Origin of the sequence: Streptomyces sp. CA-106110 (assembly GCF_050936285.1) — a bacterium.
In the GTDB taxonomy this organism is placed as follows: domain Bacteria; phylum Actinomycetota; class Actinomycetes; order Streptomycetales; family Streptomycetaceae; genus Streptomyces.
In genome coordinates this window covers 4,461,962-4,475,523 of the sequence record NZ_JBNJNB010000001.1, presented here as the reverse complement: position 1 = coordinate 4,475,523, position 13,562 = coordinate 4,461,962, and the positions used below count along the sequence as shown (strand labels likewise).

13 protein-coding genes and 1 pseudogene are annotated in these 13,562 nt (G+C 69.4%); 8 read left to right on the top strand and 6 right to left on the bottom strand.

The window, feature by feature from the left end; all coding sequences use genetic code 11:
* Nucleotides 1-217 precede the first annotated feature (217 nt).
* Nucleotides 218-1,309, bottom strand: a complete 1,092-nt coding sequence (locus ACQEXA_RS20595; RefSeq protein ID WP_432932457.1) for a hypothetical protein — start codon at nt 1,307-1,309, stop codon at nt 218-220.
* An 85-nt stretch (nt 1,310-1,394) separates the two neighbouring features.
* Here ACQEXA_RS20595 and ACQEXA_RS20590 point away from each other — a divergent pair, with 85 nt between their 5' ends.
* The 4 genes from ACQEXA_RS20590 (at nt 1,395) to ACQEXA_RS20575 (ending at nt 4,652) form a co-directional block, all read left to right on the top strand.
* Nucleotides 1,395-1,823, top strand: a complete 429-nt coding sequence (locus ACQEXA_RS20590) for a MarR family winged helix-turn-helix transcriptional regulator (RefSeq protein ID WP_432932459.1) — start codon at nt 1,395-1,397, stop codon at nt 1,821-1,823.
* Between the two features lie 90 nt (nt 1,824-1,913).
* Nucleotides 1,914-2,108: a hypothetical protein gene (locus ACQEXA_RS20585; protein ID WP_433130758.1), complete on the top strand. Its 195-nt coding sequence runs from the start codon at nt 1,914-1,916 to the stop codon at nt 2,106-2,108.
* 398 nt (nt 2,109-2,506) lie between these two features.
* On the top strand, nt 2,507-3,970 hold the full coding sequence (locus ACQEXA_RS20580; protein ID WP_432932461.1) for an ATP-binding SpoIIE family protein phosphatase: 1,464 nt from the start codon (nt 2,507-2,509) through the stop codon (nt 3,968-3,970).
* A 136-nt stretch (nt 3,971-4,106) separates the two neighbouring features.
* Nucleotides 4,107-4,652, top strand: a complete 546-nt coding sequence (locus tag ACQEXA_RS20575; RefSeq protein WP_432932463.1) for an SMI1/KNR4 family protein — start codon at nt 4,107-4,109, stop codon at nt 4,650-4,652.
* 27 nt (nt 4,653-4,679) lie between these two features.
* On the opposite strand, the gene ACQEXA_RS20570 is transcribed toward ACQEXA_RS20575, so the two are convergent.
* The 3 genes from ACQEXA_RS20570 to ACQEXA_RS20560 form a co-directional block, all read right to left on the bottom strand.
* A complete protein-coding gene (locus ACQEXA_RS20570) occupies nt 4,680-5,597 on the bottom strand; it encodes a class I SAM-dependent methyltransferase (protein WP_432932465.1) in 918 nt (305 codons plus the stop codon).
* A gap of 312 nt (nt 5,598-5,909) precedes the next feature.
* Entirely contained in the window at nt 5,910-7,088 is a 1,179-nt protein-coding gene (locus tag ACQEXA_RS20565; protein ID WP_433130754.1) for a flotillin family protein, read from the bottom strand.
* A 10-nt stretch (nt 7,089-7,098) separates the two neighbouring features.
* A complete protein-coding gene (locus ACQEXA_RS20560) occupies nt 7,099-7,350 on the bottom strand; it encodes a hypothetical protein (protein ID WP_311700470.1) in 252 nt (83 codons plus the stop codon).
* Nucleotides 7,351-7,829: 479 nt separating this feature from the next.
* Between ACQEXA_RS20560 and ACQEXA_RS20555 the strand changes: the two are divergent.
* The 4 genes and pseudogenes from ACQEXA_RS20555 to ACQEXA_RS20540 form a co-directional block, all read left to right on the top strand.
* Nucleotides 7,830-8,379 (top strand): annotated as a pseudogene (locus ACQEXA_RS20555) (response regulator); the annotation flags it as partial.
* Nucleotides 8,376-8,663 carry a DUF6233 domain-containing protein gene (locus ACQEXA_RS20550; protein WP_433134586.1) on the top strand — a complete coding sequence of 96 codons (288 nt, stop codon included), beginning with the start codon at nt 8,376-8,378 and terminating at the stop codon, nt 8,661-8,663. The pseudogene ACQEXA_RS20555 and the gene ACQEXA_RS20550, both read left to right, overlap by 4 nt.
* Nucleotides 8,664-9,251: 588 nt before the next feature.
* The gene (locus tag ACQEXA_RS20545; protein ID WP_432932469.1) at nt 9,252-10,484 is read left to right on the top strand and encodes a GNAT family N-acetyltransferase; all 1,233 of its coding nucleotides are present in this window, start codon (nt 9,252-9,254) and stop codon (nt 10,482-10,484) included.
* A 256-nt stretch (nt 10,485-10,740) separates the two neighbouring features.
* Nucleotides 10,741-11,124 carry a hypothetical protein gene (locus tag ACQEXA_RS20540; protein ID WP_432932471.1) on the top strand — a complete coding sequence of 128 codons (384 nt, stop codon included), beginning with the start codon at nt 10,741-10,743 and terminating at the stop codon, nt 11,122-11,124.
* A 142-nt stretch (nt 11,125-11,266) separates the two neighbouring features.
* Here the strand turns inward: ACQEXA_RS20540 and ACQEXA_RS20535 are convergent, their stop codons facing one another.
* A complete protein-coding gene (locus tag ACQEXA_RS20535; protein WP_432932472.1) occupies nt 11,267-12,193 on the bottom strand; it encodes an NADP-dependent oxidoreductase in 927 nt (308 codons plus the stop codon).
* 42 nt (nt 12,194-12,235) lie between these two features.
* On the bottom strand, nt 12,236-13,543 hold the full coding sequence (locus tag ACQEXA_RS20530) for an MFS transporter (protein WP_433130752.1): 1,308 nt from the start codon (nt 13,541-13,543) through the stop codon (nt 12,236-12,238).
* Nucleotides 13,544-13,562 lie beyond the last annotated feature (19 nt).

The following is a 13,562-nucleotide window of genomic DNA, read 5'->3' as shown; positions in this document are numbered from 1 at the left end:
GGATGTGGGTCTGGAGGCGGCCTCCGCGGCTTGGGTCGTCCTCTGAGTGCGCCCGAGGGTGGGGCGCGAACCCGGGAGACAGCGGCAACGAGACAGGGCAGGAGTCAGCCGGACTGAGTCCCGCCCTCTCGTGTCGGCATCCGTCCTGGTCAGCCATCGAATGCGGTAGGCGTTCGGGCGAGTGCCCTCGGCCGGGGCGCCCTGGCCCGGGATGCGGTCAGACCGCGACGGCCTCGCCGATTTCCTCCTCGGCCGCCTCGTCTTCGACGTCCTGCTTCGCGTTCGCCGGTGGGACCACTGCCGGGGCAGGGGCGGCGCGACGCTCGGCCACCGCGGCGGCGGCCATCAGCAGCAGTCCCGCGACCAGCCAGAGCACCAGGGTGAGGATGCGGCCGGCAGAGCCTGCCGAATCGAAGTAGAGCAGGCTGCGTGCGCCCTCGACGAAGCCGGCGCCGTTCCAGAAGGCGTGCAGTGCGCCGAAGAAGCCGTTCTGCAACGCGGGCTGGAAGATGCCGCCGGAGCTGGTGAAGTTGAGCATCACGAACAGCACCATCATGGCCAGCGTCGTCCAGCGCTTGAGGAAGGTGTGGAGGGCGATGCCGATGGTGAGGATCCCCGCCGAGTAGAGCCAGGCCATGCCCCACAGCCCGAGCAGGTGGTGGTCGGCGATGTGGAAGACCGGCCCGGCCAGCACCGTACCGATGACGCTGACCACGAGTGCGGTGGCGAGGCCGATGGCGGCCCGGATCCCTATGCGGAGCGTGGCGCCACCGGCGCTGATGGCGGCGACGCTGGCGTAGGACCCGATGCTCAGCGCGACCAGCAGGAAGAACAGGCCCTGACCGGTGGGGTCACCGCTGGAGAGCCGGGACAGGTCGGTGACGCGCAGCGGTGCGCCCTGCTTGCCGGCCACGGTCGTGAACACGGCCTCCGCGGCGCCGGCGGAGGTGTCGGAGTTGGCCTTGGCGACCAGCAGCTCGGGGTGTCTGGCACTGGGCACGTAGGCGCCGACCAGGTCCCGGTCCATGATCTGGCGCTGCGCCGCGACCCGGTTGGGCACTGTGGTGACGTCCAGCGCGTCACCGGCCTTGTCCTTGATCGTCTGGGCCAGCACCTGGTAGCGCGGCGAGGTGCCGATGACGGCGACTTTCAGCCCGTGCGCCTGCGGTGCGTGGAAGGCTCCGAGGTAGGCCATGCCCATACCCAGGCACATCAGCAGCGGGGTGATCAGGAGGACCACCACGTGGCTGACGGTATGGCGTGCGGAGGTCACTGTCGGCGCCTCGCCGGCCAGACGGTGGGTACTCATTGAGGGCTCTCTCCTTCGCGTAGATGGTTGTAAAATACATGTGAATATTGTTGTATGCTACAACTACTAGAGAAGGGTGCTCGTCATGTCCGACCGTGAGGCGTCGATGGACGTCATCCAGCGCGAACTCACCTCCTTCGCCCGCCGCGCCCGGCAGAAGGCGGCCCAGCTTCACCCGGAGCTCTCCCTGGTGGCCCACAGCATGCTCGACCACATGTCCAAGAACGGCAGTTGTCACGCCGCCGACCTCGCTGGGCACTTCATGCTGGACAAGTCCACGGTCAGCCGTCAGATCGCCATGCTCGAGGCGGAGGGCATGATCGTGCGTGAGACCGACCCGGACGACCACAGGAGGCAGATCCTGAAGGCGTCCGAGAAGGGCCTGGACCTGCTGAACGGGGCCAACCGGCAGCGTCGTGCCTCTTTCGAGCGGCGGTTCACCGACTGGGACGACGCCGACGTGGCACAACTGGCCGCTTACCTGCGGAGCTACAACGCAGCCGACGGGGACTGAGTTCGGGGCGACAGCACCAGCCGGCGTCCCCTCTCGGTCACACGCTATGAGCCCCCACATCCCGCGCCCGTCCGGCTCCTTCCCCAGCAGATGACGACGTTCGACCTCGTCCGGAAGTCGGCCACGGAGAAGATCTGCGTCGGTGACGACTTCTACGCTCCGCCGTACGCGGGGCACGTCTGGGTGCCCGGTGACTCCGCGGCTTTGGTCGTGTCGTGTCCCCCCCTCGACATCTCCCCCTGCCAGGGGAAGATCGGGATCACCCCGTTCGGGCACGCGGCCTGAAGGCCCACGGCCTCACATGGGGTGAGCGGGTCGGCGCGACCACCCCGCGGGAGATGCCCGCACGATCATCACCACCCCGCGTGGCCCTGTGACTTGCGGTGGAGTCCGTCAGTGACACAGGCGGCGTCGGAGGTGTGCCGGGCGCGCCAGGCGTCTCCGCGCGGCTCGGCCCACCTGGGTGCCGGGGCCTGCCGCGGACGCTTACGAGTGCAAGCCGGGGAGGGGTCGATGGGCTGCACAGGGGAACCCAGTAGGAGCCGGGCAAAGTGTCGTGCCCACGCTTCTCCGCAGGGTGGCGAACGCCGTCGAAGGCCTCGACCCGGTGAGGTTCCGGCCAGGTCCGTATCGACTGGCAGCGCCACGTGAGCGCTTTACGCCAGAGTGAAGGGAGGTGTGGCATGCCTCGTGATCTGGTCAAGGGGTTGACCGCGCTTCTTGCGGCTGTGGCAGTCCCGCTCGCCATCTGCGCGCTTCTGCTGCCCGTCGGAGACGTTCTGTCCCACACCAACGTGGCCCTGATCCTGATGTTGGTCGTCGTGGCGGTGGCTGCCTTCGGCTACCGCTGGGTAGCGGTGCTCACGGCCTTGTCCGGCGCGGTGTGGTTCGTCTTCTTGTTCACCGCTCCGTTCGCGAGCTTCACCCGCATAAACAACGTGGACGATGTCATCACCGCCGGGCTGCTGCTCGTCGTCGGCCTTGCGGTCTCTCAGCTGGCTCGCAGCTACACCCGCGAGCGTGTCATCGCCACCACGCTGCAGCGCAGCCTGCTGCCCCGGGTACTGCCGGACACCAGCACCGTCCGGCCGGCGGTCCGGTACGTGCCCGCCGAGGCCGAGGTCGGCGGGGACTGGTTCGACGTGATCCCTCTCCCCGGCTTCCGCACCGCCCTCGTGGTCGGGGACGTGGTCGGCCATGGCCTGCGCTCCGCGGTCACCATGGGTCGGCTGCGTACCGCGGTCTGCAATTTCTCCACCCTTGACCTGCCGCCCGACGAGTTGCTGGCCCGCCTCAACGAGGTGGTCAATCAGATGGATGCCGAGGTGGACGCCGGTGAGGAGGGGATCGCGGCTACCTGCCTGTATGCGATCTACGACCCGGTCTCCTGCAACTGTGTGATGGCAAGAGCGGGTCACCTTCCGCCTGCCATCGTCTCTCCGGACGGCCGCGTGGAGATTCTCGATCTGCCCGACAACCCCCCGCTCGGTGCATGCGGCCTGCGCTTCGAGGCAGACGAGCGGCAGCTGCCGGAGGACACGCAGCTCGTGCTCTACACCGACGGGCTGATCGCGAACCGGAACCGCGACATAGAGGCCGGCCTGAAGCTGCTGTGTGACTCGCTCTCCGGCGCGGGGACCGACCCGGAGGAGACGTGCGAGACGATCCTGAAGGCGGTGCTGCCCGCCAGTCCAGTCGATGACGTCGCTCTCCTGATCGCCCGCACCCGCGCGTTTCCGCGTGACCGTATCGCCGAATGGGACATCCCGTCGTTTCCTGCCGCGGTGCCCGCCCTGCGCGCCGAGGTGTGCGCGAAGCTGGCCGACTGGAACCTGGAGGAGGCGGCATTCACTACCGAACTCATCCTCAGTGAGCTGGTCACCAACGCCATCCGCTACGCGGCACTCCCTGTCCACCTGCGCCTTCTGCGCGACACCAACCTGGTGATCGAGGTCAGCGACGGCAGTAGCACCTCCCCGCACCTGCGCTACGCAGCGGACACGGACGAAGGCGGTCGCGGCATCTTTCTCGTCGCACAGCTCGCCGAGCGGTGGGGAACCCGCTTCACCGCCACCGGGAAGATCGTCTGGGCCGAGCAGCCGGCCCCGTCGCTTCCCGTCGCCCCCGTCCTGGCATCGGCTGCGTGACCGGGCCGAACCGCCGGCCGGTGACCGGGCCGGACCACCGGCAAGGACGCCCGGCTTGCCTCATCGAGCCCTCGTACACAGCTCTAGGGCCACCCACCCCGTGATCTGATAGTGGCAGGTGATAGCTATGCGCCACATGGACACTGAGCACGCGCGCCCCGAGGACCTGGCCATGCTCCGGGCGGCATTCGACACCGGGGAGCCGCTGGGCTGGGAGGCGGTCCGCGCCTTCGAGACGGAACACGGGATCACACTGCCCGAGCCCTACCGGACCTGCGTCGCGGAGATAGCCGACGGCTGCGGTTTCGGCCCGCCCGATTACGGCCTCGTGCCGCTGACCGAACTGCCCGATGACCGGGACGACGACACGGTCCGTGAGCTGGCCAAGCCGTTCCCGCTCACAGAGATGTGGGTGTGGGAGGACGACGACCTCCCGGATGACGAACTGGGCCCGATGCTGGATCCGGTCTTCGACCATGGGTCGATCGTGCTGGGCACCGACGGCTGCGGCATGTACTGGCACCTGATCGTCACCGGCCCCCACCGGGGACACGTCTGGAACATCAGCGGCGAGGGTGCCGGGCCGTTCGGGTCCGAGTTCGGGTTCACCACCGGCGAGTCCGGCTTCGCCGGCTGGGTCCGTCACTGGGACGAGGGCAAGCCTTGGTCGGACGCAATGTGAGCTCCCAGCGGCTTGTGGGACCTCACGTCAGCGGCTCTCCGCCACGGCTACGCGACCCGACCGCAAGGACGATCGCCGCGTGGCCGGGCTGCCGAGGGTGTGCGCGAGGGAGAGGAGGGAGTCGTCCGACACCACACGAAGGCCGTACTCCGCGAGTAGTGCGGCCATCCGCTGCGGCCGCCACAGTGAGCGCCACGGCTCGCCCGCCGTGACGGAACTGCCGAGCACGCGTGTCAGCAGCCGCCCTGCGTCCGCTTTCACCGACGGCGCTTGGTAGTTGACGACGAGTGCACTGCCCGGGACCGTCCGGGCGGCGAGCGCCGCCACCGTGGCACGCACCTGGTCGCGTGTGAGGTACGGGACGACGCCTTCCCACAGCCATGTCGTCGGCGCGGACGCGTCGTGCCCGGCGGCGTCCAACGCCGCACCGAGATCATCGACGGCGAAATCGACCGGCGTGAACCGCACGGAACGGGCGAGGGCCGGTAGCTCGGGGCCGGTGCCTTCGCCCGCATCCGGCTCGCGCCCCACGTGCGCGGCCTCGGCGAGGCGGGCGCGCTTGTCCTGCTGGGAGGCCGGATGGTCGACTTCCCACACATCCGTCTGCGCGAGCTCGGGCAGACGCCACGCGCGCGTATCCAGACCGGCGCCGAGGATCACGAGCTGGCGGGTTTTGTGGGCTCGCAGGGCGTCGTCGATCGCGACCGTCCGCGGTACGACCACCTCGGCGCATGCCCGCACACTCTCGTACGCGGTGCGCGCCTGCCAGCCCTGGGGCGGAGTGCTCGCGCGTACCTCGTCCACGGGCGTCCGCTCCGCGCCGTGCAGCAGCCGCACCGCCACCCGATCCGCGAACCGGCCTGTGGCAAACCGTCCGTCGGCGGCCGCCCGCCCCTGGCAGACCAGCACCGCCGTCCGGCTCGCCGCGCGCCCACTCTCCTTCACGGAGCCGTATTCAACACCACCCTCAGGTGCCTTTCCCCGCTTTCCGCTGTGGGCCGGGCCGCTGATGTCCTTGTGGTTGGGGCGGTCCGGCTGTGCGGTGTCACGACGACCTGCGGAGGGCGGCGCGTGCCGCGCCACGACCTGCGGAGGCGGCGCGTGCCGCGCGGCCCCGCTTCGCGGCGGCCACCTCGCGTGATCACGTAGCCGAGGGAGGTCGGACGTGCCTATCACTGATCAGTAAGGCAGTTCTCCGACCGCGTGGTGCGGCGAGCACCGCGCAGTCGGAGAGCCCCGAGAGCGACCTGAGGCCGACTACCTCTCCTCGCCGTTGTCCTGCCCCGGCGTACGCGGGCCCTGCAGTTCGAACCGGCTGTTGCCCTCCTCGGGGCGGCCGCTGGTGTTCTGGCCGCCCTGGCCGTTGAGGTTCTGCCGGACCGAGTCCAGGATCGTCAGGCCCTGGGCGACCAGACCGGCCGCGATCTCGCCAAGACCGTCCGCGCCGTTCAGGACGTTGACATTGGCACCGGAGAGGCCGCCCGCGGCCTCCTTCACGATCTGCGGGAGCTGGTCGATCAGCATGCGGTCGAGGGCGACCCGGTCGTGCGAGGCCGCGGCCTCCGCCTGGATCTTCATGCGCTCCGCCTCGGCGATGGCGAGGATCCTGACCCGCTCCGCCTCGGCCTCCGCGGGCTTCACGACCTCGGCCACGAGCTGCTGCTGCCGCAGCTTGGCCTGGCGCTGCGCCAGCTCGGTCTGGGCGGCGAGCACCTCCTGCTGGGCGTGCGCCTGGGCGAGCGGTCCGGCCTGGGAGGAGTGCGCCTGGGCGCGGTCCACCTCCGCCGAGTACTCGGCCTTCACCACCGCCGTCTGCCGGGCGTACTCGGCCTGCTTGCGCGCCGCGTCCTGCTCCGCCTCGGCCGCGGCCTGGTTGGCCTGGGCCTGGGCGATCTGGGCCTGCCGCTGGATGGCCGCTTTGTGCGGCGCGGACATCGCGTCGATGTAGCCGGTGTCGCCGTCGTCGATCGACTGGATCTGCAGCGAGTCCACTATCAGGCCGATCTTCGCCATCTCGGTCTTGGAGGTGTCCAGCACCTCGGCAGCGAGCTTCTGCCGCTCCGTGACGATCTCCTCGACCGTCATCGAGCCGATGATGGCGCGCAGATGGCCGGCGAAGATCCGGCCGGTCAGGACCGACATCTGGTCCTGGTCGGAGAGGAACCGCTGTCCGGCGTTGATGATGCTCTCGTTGTCGTTGCCGACCTTGAACGCGATCACGGCACGGACGTTGAGCGCGATGCCCTGCCTGGTCACGCAGGTCTCGGTGACCTCGGCCTCGCACATCGACAGGGTAAGAAAGCGGACCTTGCGGACGACGGGAAGCACGAACTTGCCATGCCCCGTCACCACCCTGAACGGCGCGCCCCCCAGTCCCCGCCGTCCACCCGAGATCAGCATCGCCTCGTCGGGGGCGGGAACGCGGTAACCGAACATCCTCTTCTCCTTAACCGACGTCGGCGGCATCGCCGCGCAACGTGTCCAATGGATCGCCCCACTCGATGACGTCGACCTCACGACACCCCCGGGACTCGACCACAAGCACCGTCGTCCCGATCGGCAGGGGCTCCTGCGACCAGGCGAGGAAGGTTTCGGAGCCGCCTCTGACCCGCACCAGGATCTCGCCGGGACCGGCGGATCCACGCGTGCCGATGAGCAGTTCCCCCGTGCAGCCGATCACGGCCTCGTCCTGCGCCATTTGCCGACTGCCTCCCATCGTTCTGGCCCTGATATTCCGACCTTAGACCCACCCGTGACAGGCGCCTACACTGCGGTCGAGCCCTGCTTTTCAGCACGGCGCACCACCCGTCCCGGCCAGGCATCCGGCCGCGTCGACACCGGGATGACCGCGCTGTCACGCATGAGGTCCCGCACCTGCGGTCGGCCAGGACGTTGAGGGCGACGAGCTCGATGAAGACCGAAGACCCCTGGTTCATCGGAGCCCTCGCCGGCCATCCCGGACCGCCGACCTGCCGGCACCGCCTACCAGGCGGTGCCGCGCACCCCAGACCGCCCGGCTCGGGTGGACACCGTTCGCGCGCCGATCTCCACCCCTGGCTCCACCTGTGGGTCCAGGTGCTTCCCGCCTGGTCAGAGCAGCCTTGAGGGCATGACAACGACCGAATGGTTCACCGACATCGCCCTCATCCTGATCGTCTTCCGGCAGCTGCGGGAAGGGCGACCGCGGCCAACGGGAGCGAGGTTTTGGCAGCCGCCGCCGCTGGCCCAGTGGACGTCGTCCTCATGGACCTGAGAATGCCCGTCATGGACGGGACCGAGGCGACTCGCCGGCTGAGCGAGGCGCACCCGGACGTGGCCGTGGTGGTGCTCACCACCTTCGCCGACGACGACTCGATCATGGCCGCCCTGAGCGCGGGAGCCCGCGGCTACCTGACCAAGAACGCCGGGCGCCAGGACATCACGCGAGCGATCCGGGCCGCCGCCGCCGGCCAGTCGGTACTCGACCGCGAGGTCCAGGACCGGCTCCTCGCCGCCGTACGGACCAAGCAGCCGGCACCCCAGGAGCCATTGCCGGCAGACCTCACGCCCCGGGAACGCGAAGTGCTCACCCTCATCGGCCAGGGGCCTTCCCAACCGGGCCATCGCCGAGCGGCTCTTCATCAGCGAAGCCACGGTGAAGACCCACATCAACAACCTGTTCGCCAAGGCGGACATCCGCGACCGGGCCGACGCCGTCCGCCGCGCCATCGACGCCGGACTGGCCTGACGAGCGGAGGCCTGACCAGGTTTCCCTGCCTCTGCCCACTGCACGTCACGCGCCGGGATGTACCACTGGGACCCGGAGGCGATCAGATTCGTTGGCGCCGACCAGGCGAAACGGGCGACAGCTGGACGGTCGTCAAGGGCAGCCGGTGTGTCGGTGTCACGCGGGCGCAGGCGCTGGATGCGCTGCGACGGCAGGTGCCGGCGTGCACGCACCGCCGAGCGGATACCGCGCTCGGTTTCATGGAGCAGGCCGCCGGGCGGGCCGAGTGCCGCAGTCGTAGGTGATCGCGGAGAATTCCCCTGTGGAATTTACCCGAAACCTATTGACTTGCGACATATAGGGAGCACCCTGGTTCTTAGGCCATAACACCGAAAGAGCTGCAAAGTCGACGAGGACGCCTAGTCGGCGGAGTGACTTGGACAGGATGTGGTTTAGGCCCCCGGCAAGCCGGCGCGATACCGAGGCGACAGTGACGACTGAAACTTCAGGACACGGGCAGCACTACCGGGGACTGATTTGCTTAGGAGCCTTCGCACAGGCCGGGTGCCGGTGCGAAGGCTCTGGCATGCCCACTCTCCCAACAGGAACCGAAGAGCAGCAGACGTAGCCCGTTCTTGCAGAAAGACGACGTCGCTTCTTTGGTGGTTGGCGGTTCGCGTTGGCGGATGACGGATTGGTCCGCTCGTTGACGCAGATTTGCTGGTGCCGTGGCCGACCACCGCAGCACCCCCGGGGTCGGGTTGGGACCTGGCCGTGCTGTGACCGGCCGCGGGCCCGACCGTAATCCGCTTGACCCGGCCACGGGTCAACGCTGCACTGTGGCGGGGCACCACGAGTCGTGGTGCCGGTATCCCGGGGAGGCAGCGGCAGCAATGGAGATACGTTCCACGACCGACCAGGACCACGACGTCTTCGTCGACACTCTCCATGCCGCGTTCGGGCGCTTCCCGGAGACTCCGACCGAGGGCCGCGGGGTCTGGTGGTCGGCGCTCGAAATGGACCGCAACCTGCTCGCCATGACGGCGGACGGGCGACCCGTCGGCACCGCCGGTGCGTACTCCTTCGAACTCACCCTGCCCGGCGAGATCCTCGCCTCGGCTCCCGGAGTGACCGCCGTCGGTGTCCTGCCCTCGCATCGACGCCAGGGCGTGCTCAGCGCGATGATGCGGCATCAGCTCGACGATCTGCGGGCCCGAGGGGAGTTCCTCTCTGTACTGCTGGCCTCCGAGGCCTTGATCTACCGCAGGTTCGGCTACGGACCGGCGACCTACACGCAGCGGGTGACGGTTCCGCGCCACAAGGCCGCCCTCGCCCTGCCCCGGGCGCGCGCAACGGCCGACGCTCCGGCGACCGGGTCGGACACCGGCTCGATCGAGCTGCTGCGGCGTGCCCACTGCGGCGAGATCCTGGAAGAGGTCTACGACCGGTACCGCCGTGCACAGCCCGGCGCGCTGTCCCGGCCGCACCGCTGGTGGGCCCTGGGCGCGGGGCAGCCCCCGGTCTCTCCGGCGCCACGCCACGTCGCCGTCCACCGTGACGCCGACGGCGTGCCGGACGGGTACGCCAGCTACTCGCTGAGCGAGCCCGACATCTTGACGGTCGACGAGACCATCGCCACCGACGACGCCGTCTTCACGGCCCTGGCCCGGTTCGTGCTCGGACACGACCTGGTCAGCCAGGTCGTTTTCAAGCACGTCCCGCCCGACCACCCGCTGCGCTGGCAGCTTGCGGACTTCCGCGCCGGCCAGGTGAGCAACGACACCGACTGGCTCTGGGTGCGGCTGCTGGACGTCCCGCGTGCGCTGACGGCGCGCGGCTGGTTCACGGACGGCGAGCTTGTCCTCGACGTCGACGACCCGTTCCTCGGCGAGCACGGCCGCTACCTGCTGACCGTCCGCGACGGCAAGGCCGACTGCGTCCCGACGGACCGGGAGCCCGACCTGTCGCTGGACGTGAGCGACCTGGGCTCCGTCTACCTCGGCGGCACCGCCCCGAGCACGCTCGTGCGTGCCGGACACATCCGGACCCACAGCCCGGATGCGGCCACCCTCGCCGACGCCCTCTTCCGCGCCGAGCGCTCCCCGCACTGCCTGCACTGGTTCTGACCGCGCGCTCGCCGACCCTGCACACGTCTCGTCAGGTGCCGTTTTTGGGCCGACTGGTGCGTTGGGCTTGATGTGAAGGGTCTCGTTGAGCTTCTGGCGCCGGCGTGCGCCGCGACCTGGCAGCCCTGGAGCGGCACGACCTCAAGTGCCTGGCCTACGCGCCGGCGGTCCTGAACGACGAGCTCCTGGTCGTGCTGCACCGGCCCTCCGGGACCCGGTTCGAGGTGCGCATCGGCGGCATGGGGACAACTTCCAGTTGGACACGCTGCTCGCCCACGTCCTCGTCGGCGGCCACGTGCCCGGCACTGCGCCTTCGGCTGAGAGCGTCCGCCTGGCCACGGACCCCGAGCCCGCCCGGGGACGCACCGAGGCCGTCGCTACCGAGGCCTTCCAACTCTTCGCCCCGGACGGCGAGCGGATCTGGAACGAGGGACTGCCCGACGACATCCTCGTGGTGGAGGGATGCCGTCTGCTCGTGCTGGACGAGCCGATGTACCAACGCAGTTGGAACACCGACCGGCTCTTCCCGCGGCTCCCGGGTACGGCCGTGCTGACCCGCGTCCTGTCCGCCGACGAGGCGCGGACTTGGTTCGCCCGTACCTCGTTCGGCAAGGGGACCGGGACCTGCCGGTCTTCCTGACTCGGTGGCTCCGGCCGTCACCGCGCGGCGGCTGGAGCCGGAGCTCGGACCTGATCCCCTCCGTCGAACAAAGAGTGCGCCGGGGTCCTGTCGAAACTGCTGAACATCCTCCTGATGATCACGGAGTTGCGACACTCTGTGATCACTGGGGATCTTCGGCGACCCGGATGATCGTCCTGCCGGTGACGCGCCGCTCAGGGGTGAAGGCGGCGGCTGCCTCGGCCAGCGGGCGGACCGCGCCGACCCGCACGTCGAGCCGCCCGTCCCGGAGCCGCTGAGCAAGATCCGCGAGGCGTGCGCGGTCGGGTTCCACGACGAAGAACAGCGCCCGCCCGTCCTTGGGCCGGACGGTGGGCGGCTCGGCGATCGTGACGAGCGTGCCACCGGCGCGGACGAGCGCCGCCGAGCGGTCGAGGATGTCACCGCCGATCACGTCCAATACCACGTCGACCTCGCCGGAGTCCTCCAGCCGGCCGGCCTCGAGGTCCAGGAACATATGCGCGCCCAGAGCGAGGATGGTGTCCCGGTCGGCGGACCGACCGGTGCCGATCACGCGGGCTCCCGCCTCCAGCGCGAACTGCACCGCGATCGAACCGACGCCCCCCGCGGCGCCGTGGATCAGGACGGTCTGGCCTGTCATGATCCGCGCGTGGTCGAACAGGCCCTGCCAGGCGGTCAGCCCGGAGATCGGCAGCGCGGCCGCCACCGTGTGGTCGACATCCGCGGGAAGCGGGGCGAGGTTGCGGGCCTCCACGGCGACGTACTCGGCCAGCGAGCCGTTGCGGGCCCAGTCGGTCAGTCCGAAGACCCGCTGGCCGACGGTGAGGCCGGTGGTTCCGTATCCGAGCTCCGCCACGACACCAGAGACCTCGTGCCCGGGCACGCTCGGCGTGCGGTCGCGGCCGGCACGATCGGACCACGTTCCGGGCCAGTCGAGCTCTCCACGGGTGAATCCCGCGGCATGCACCCGCACGATGACGTCGTTCTCGGCGGCATGGGGATACGGCATGTCGGTCAGGGTCAGCCCGCTGACGCCGGCGTCGCGGTCTGAGGCGGTGATGGCTTTCATGACTGTTCCTCTGTCTGGCTTTCCGAAGAGCGCATGTATCGATCACATCAGTGGATCTTTACCGTCGTGCCGTTGCCACTCGCAGGTACTCCGACAGGCGACGGCCGCCTGCACCGGCCCGGTACGGCCGATACGGTCAGCATGACCGGTGGGTCCGTCGGCACGTGACCGACCGGCATGGATGAGGGCAATCAGTGACAGAACCCCGACGAACCCGATGGAGAGATAGCTCGTGGCTTTGAGCCCCCATGAAGGAGCCAGGAGGCCGGCCGCGAGGGACGGAAGACTCAGCGCCGCGTAACTGACGACATAGACGGCCGAGAACACCTCCGATCGCGAGTCCGCCATGGTGATCTCTCCGATGGCGCGGAGGTTGCCGTTGAACGTCAGGCCAGCCCCCAGTCCCGCCACGACGGATCCGCCCGCAAAGGTGACCGGCGACGACAGGGCGATGGCCACCGCCAGTCCCGCCGCCCCGAGGGCCAGAAAGACCGCCCCCAGCAGCGTGGCCGACCGCGCCGCGTGCCGGAGGGACCACAGACCCCCCATGCCGCTGGCCAGGAACAACGCCGCGATGTCGAGCCCGCCCGCAGCACCCCAGGTCACGTGCAGGACGCCGGTGACCACAGAGGGGGTCAGCGCGAGGAACAGCCCCGTCACGGACCACCCCGCGACGAGGGTGGGTACGGCGGCCAGAAACGGGGGCCGGGCTCCGTGCAGAACCCGCACCCTCGGGCGTAGCGCGGCCCGCACGCCGGCTCGCGGCGCAACCGTCTCGGGGATCCGGACAACCGTCACCGCGAGGATCAGGAAGACGAAGGTGAGGACGGAGAAGACGAACATGTCGGGGCGGGGGATCGATTGCACCAGCAGCCCGACCACCGCGGCACCGGCGGCCAGGCCGACACTCGTGCCGACCACTGTCACCGTGGTGCCCACGTGCGGACGTCTCGCGGGCGAGAACTCGACCGACCCGGCGGCCAGACTGCACATGGCCGTTCCGGTGGCGACACCCTGCACCACCCGCGCGATCACGAGGGACAGGACGCCGTCGGCTGTCCAGAAGATGGTCGTACTGGCCGCCGCCAGCAGGAGTGCGGTGAGCAGCACCGGACGGCGCCCGAGGTGGTCACTCAATGACCCGAGTGTCAGCAGGGCACCGAGCAGCCCTATGACGTACACGGCGAAGACGACCGTGACCATGGTGACCGAGAAATCCCAGCGTTCCCGGTACAGCGGATAGAGCGGTGACGGTGCGCTCGCGGTCGCCATCATCACCACGGTGGCGAGCGCCAGCACTGTGAAGGCGGCAGGCCGTCCAAGACGACGATGATTGTGGCCGGAAGCCACCGGTGTCATCGGATTGCCT

Excerpts from the sequence above, each read along its gene's own strand:
- ACQEXA_RS20565 (WP_433130754.1), bottom strand. The coding sequence starts at position 7,088 with ATGTTCGGTTACCGCGTTCCCGCCCCCGACGAGGCGATGCTGATCTCG.
- ACQEXA_RS20590 (WP_432932459.1), top strand. The coding sequence starts at position 1,395 with ATGTCCGACCGTGAGGCGTCGATGGACGTCATCCAGCGCGAACTCACC.
- ACQEXA_RS20585 (WP_433130758.1), top strand. The coding sequence starts at position 1,914 with ATGACGACGTTCGACCTCGTCCGGAAGTCGGCCACGGAGAAGATCTGC.
- ACQEXA_RS20580 (WP_432932461.1), top strand. The coding sequence starts at position 2,507 with ATGCCTCGTGATCTGGTCAAGGGGTTGACCGCGCTTCTTGCGGCTGTG.
- ACQEXA_RS20535 (WP_432932472.1), bottom strand. The coding sequence starts at position 12,193 with ATGAAAGCCATCACCGCCTCAGACCGCGACGCCGGCGTCAGCGGGCTG.
- ACQEXA_RS20560 (WP_311700470.1), bottom strand. The coding sequence starts at position 7,350 with ATGGCGCAGGACGAGGCCGTGATCGGCTGCACGGGGGAACTGCTCATC.
- ACQEXA_RS20545 (WP_432932469.1), top strand. The coding sequence starts at position 9,252 with ATGGAGATACGTTCCACGACCGACCAGGACCACGACGTCTTCGTCGAC.
- ACQEXA_RS20595 (WP_432932457.1), bottom strand. The coding sequence starts at position 1,309 with ATGAGTACCCACCGTCTGGCCGGCGAGGCGCCGACAGTGACCTCCGCA.
- ACQEXA_RS20575 (WP_432932463.1), top strand. The coding sequence starts at position 4,107 with ATGGACACTGAGCACGCGCGCCCCGAGGACCTGGCCATGCTCCGGGCG.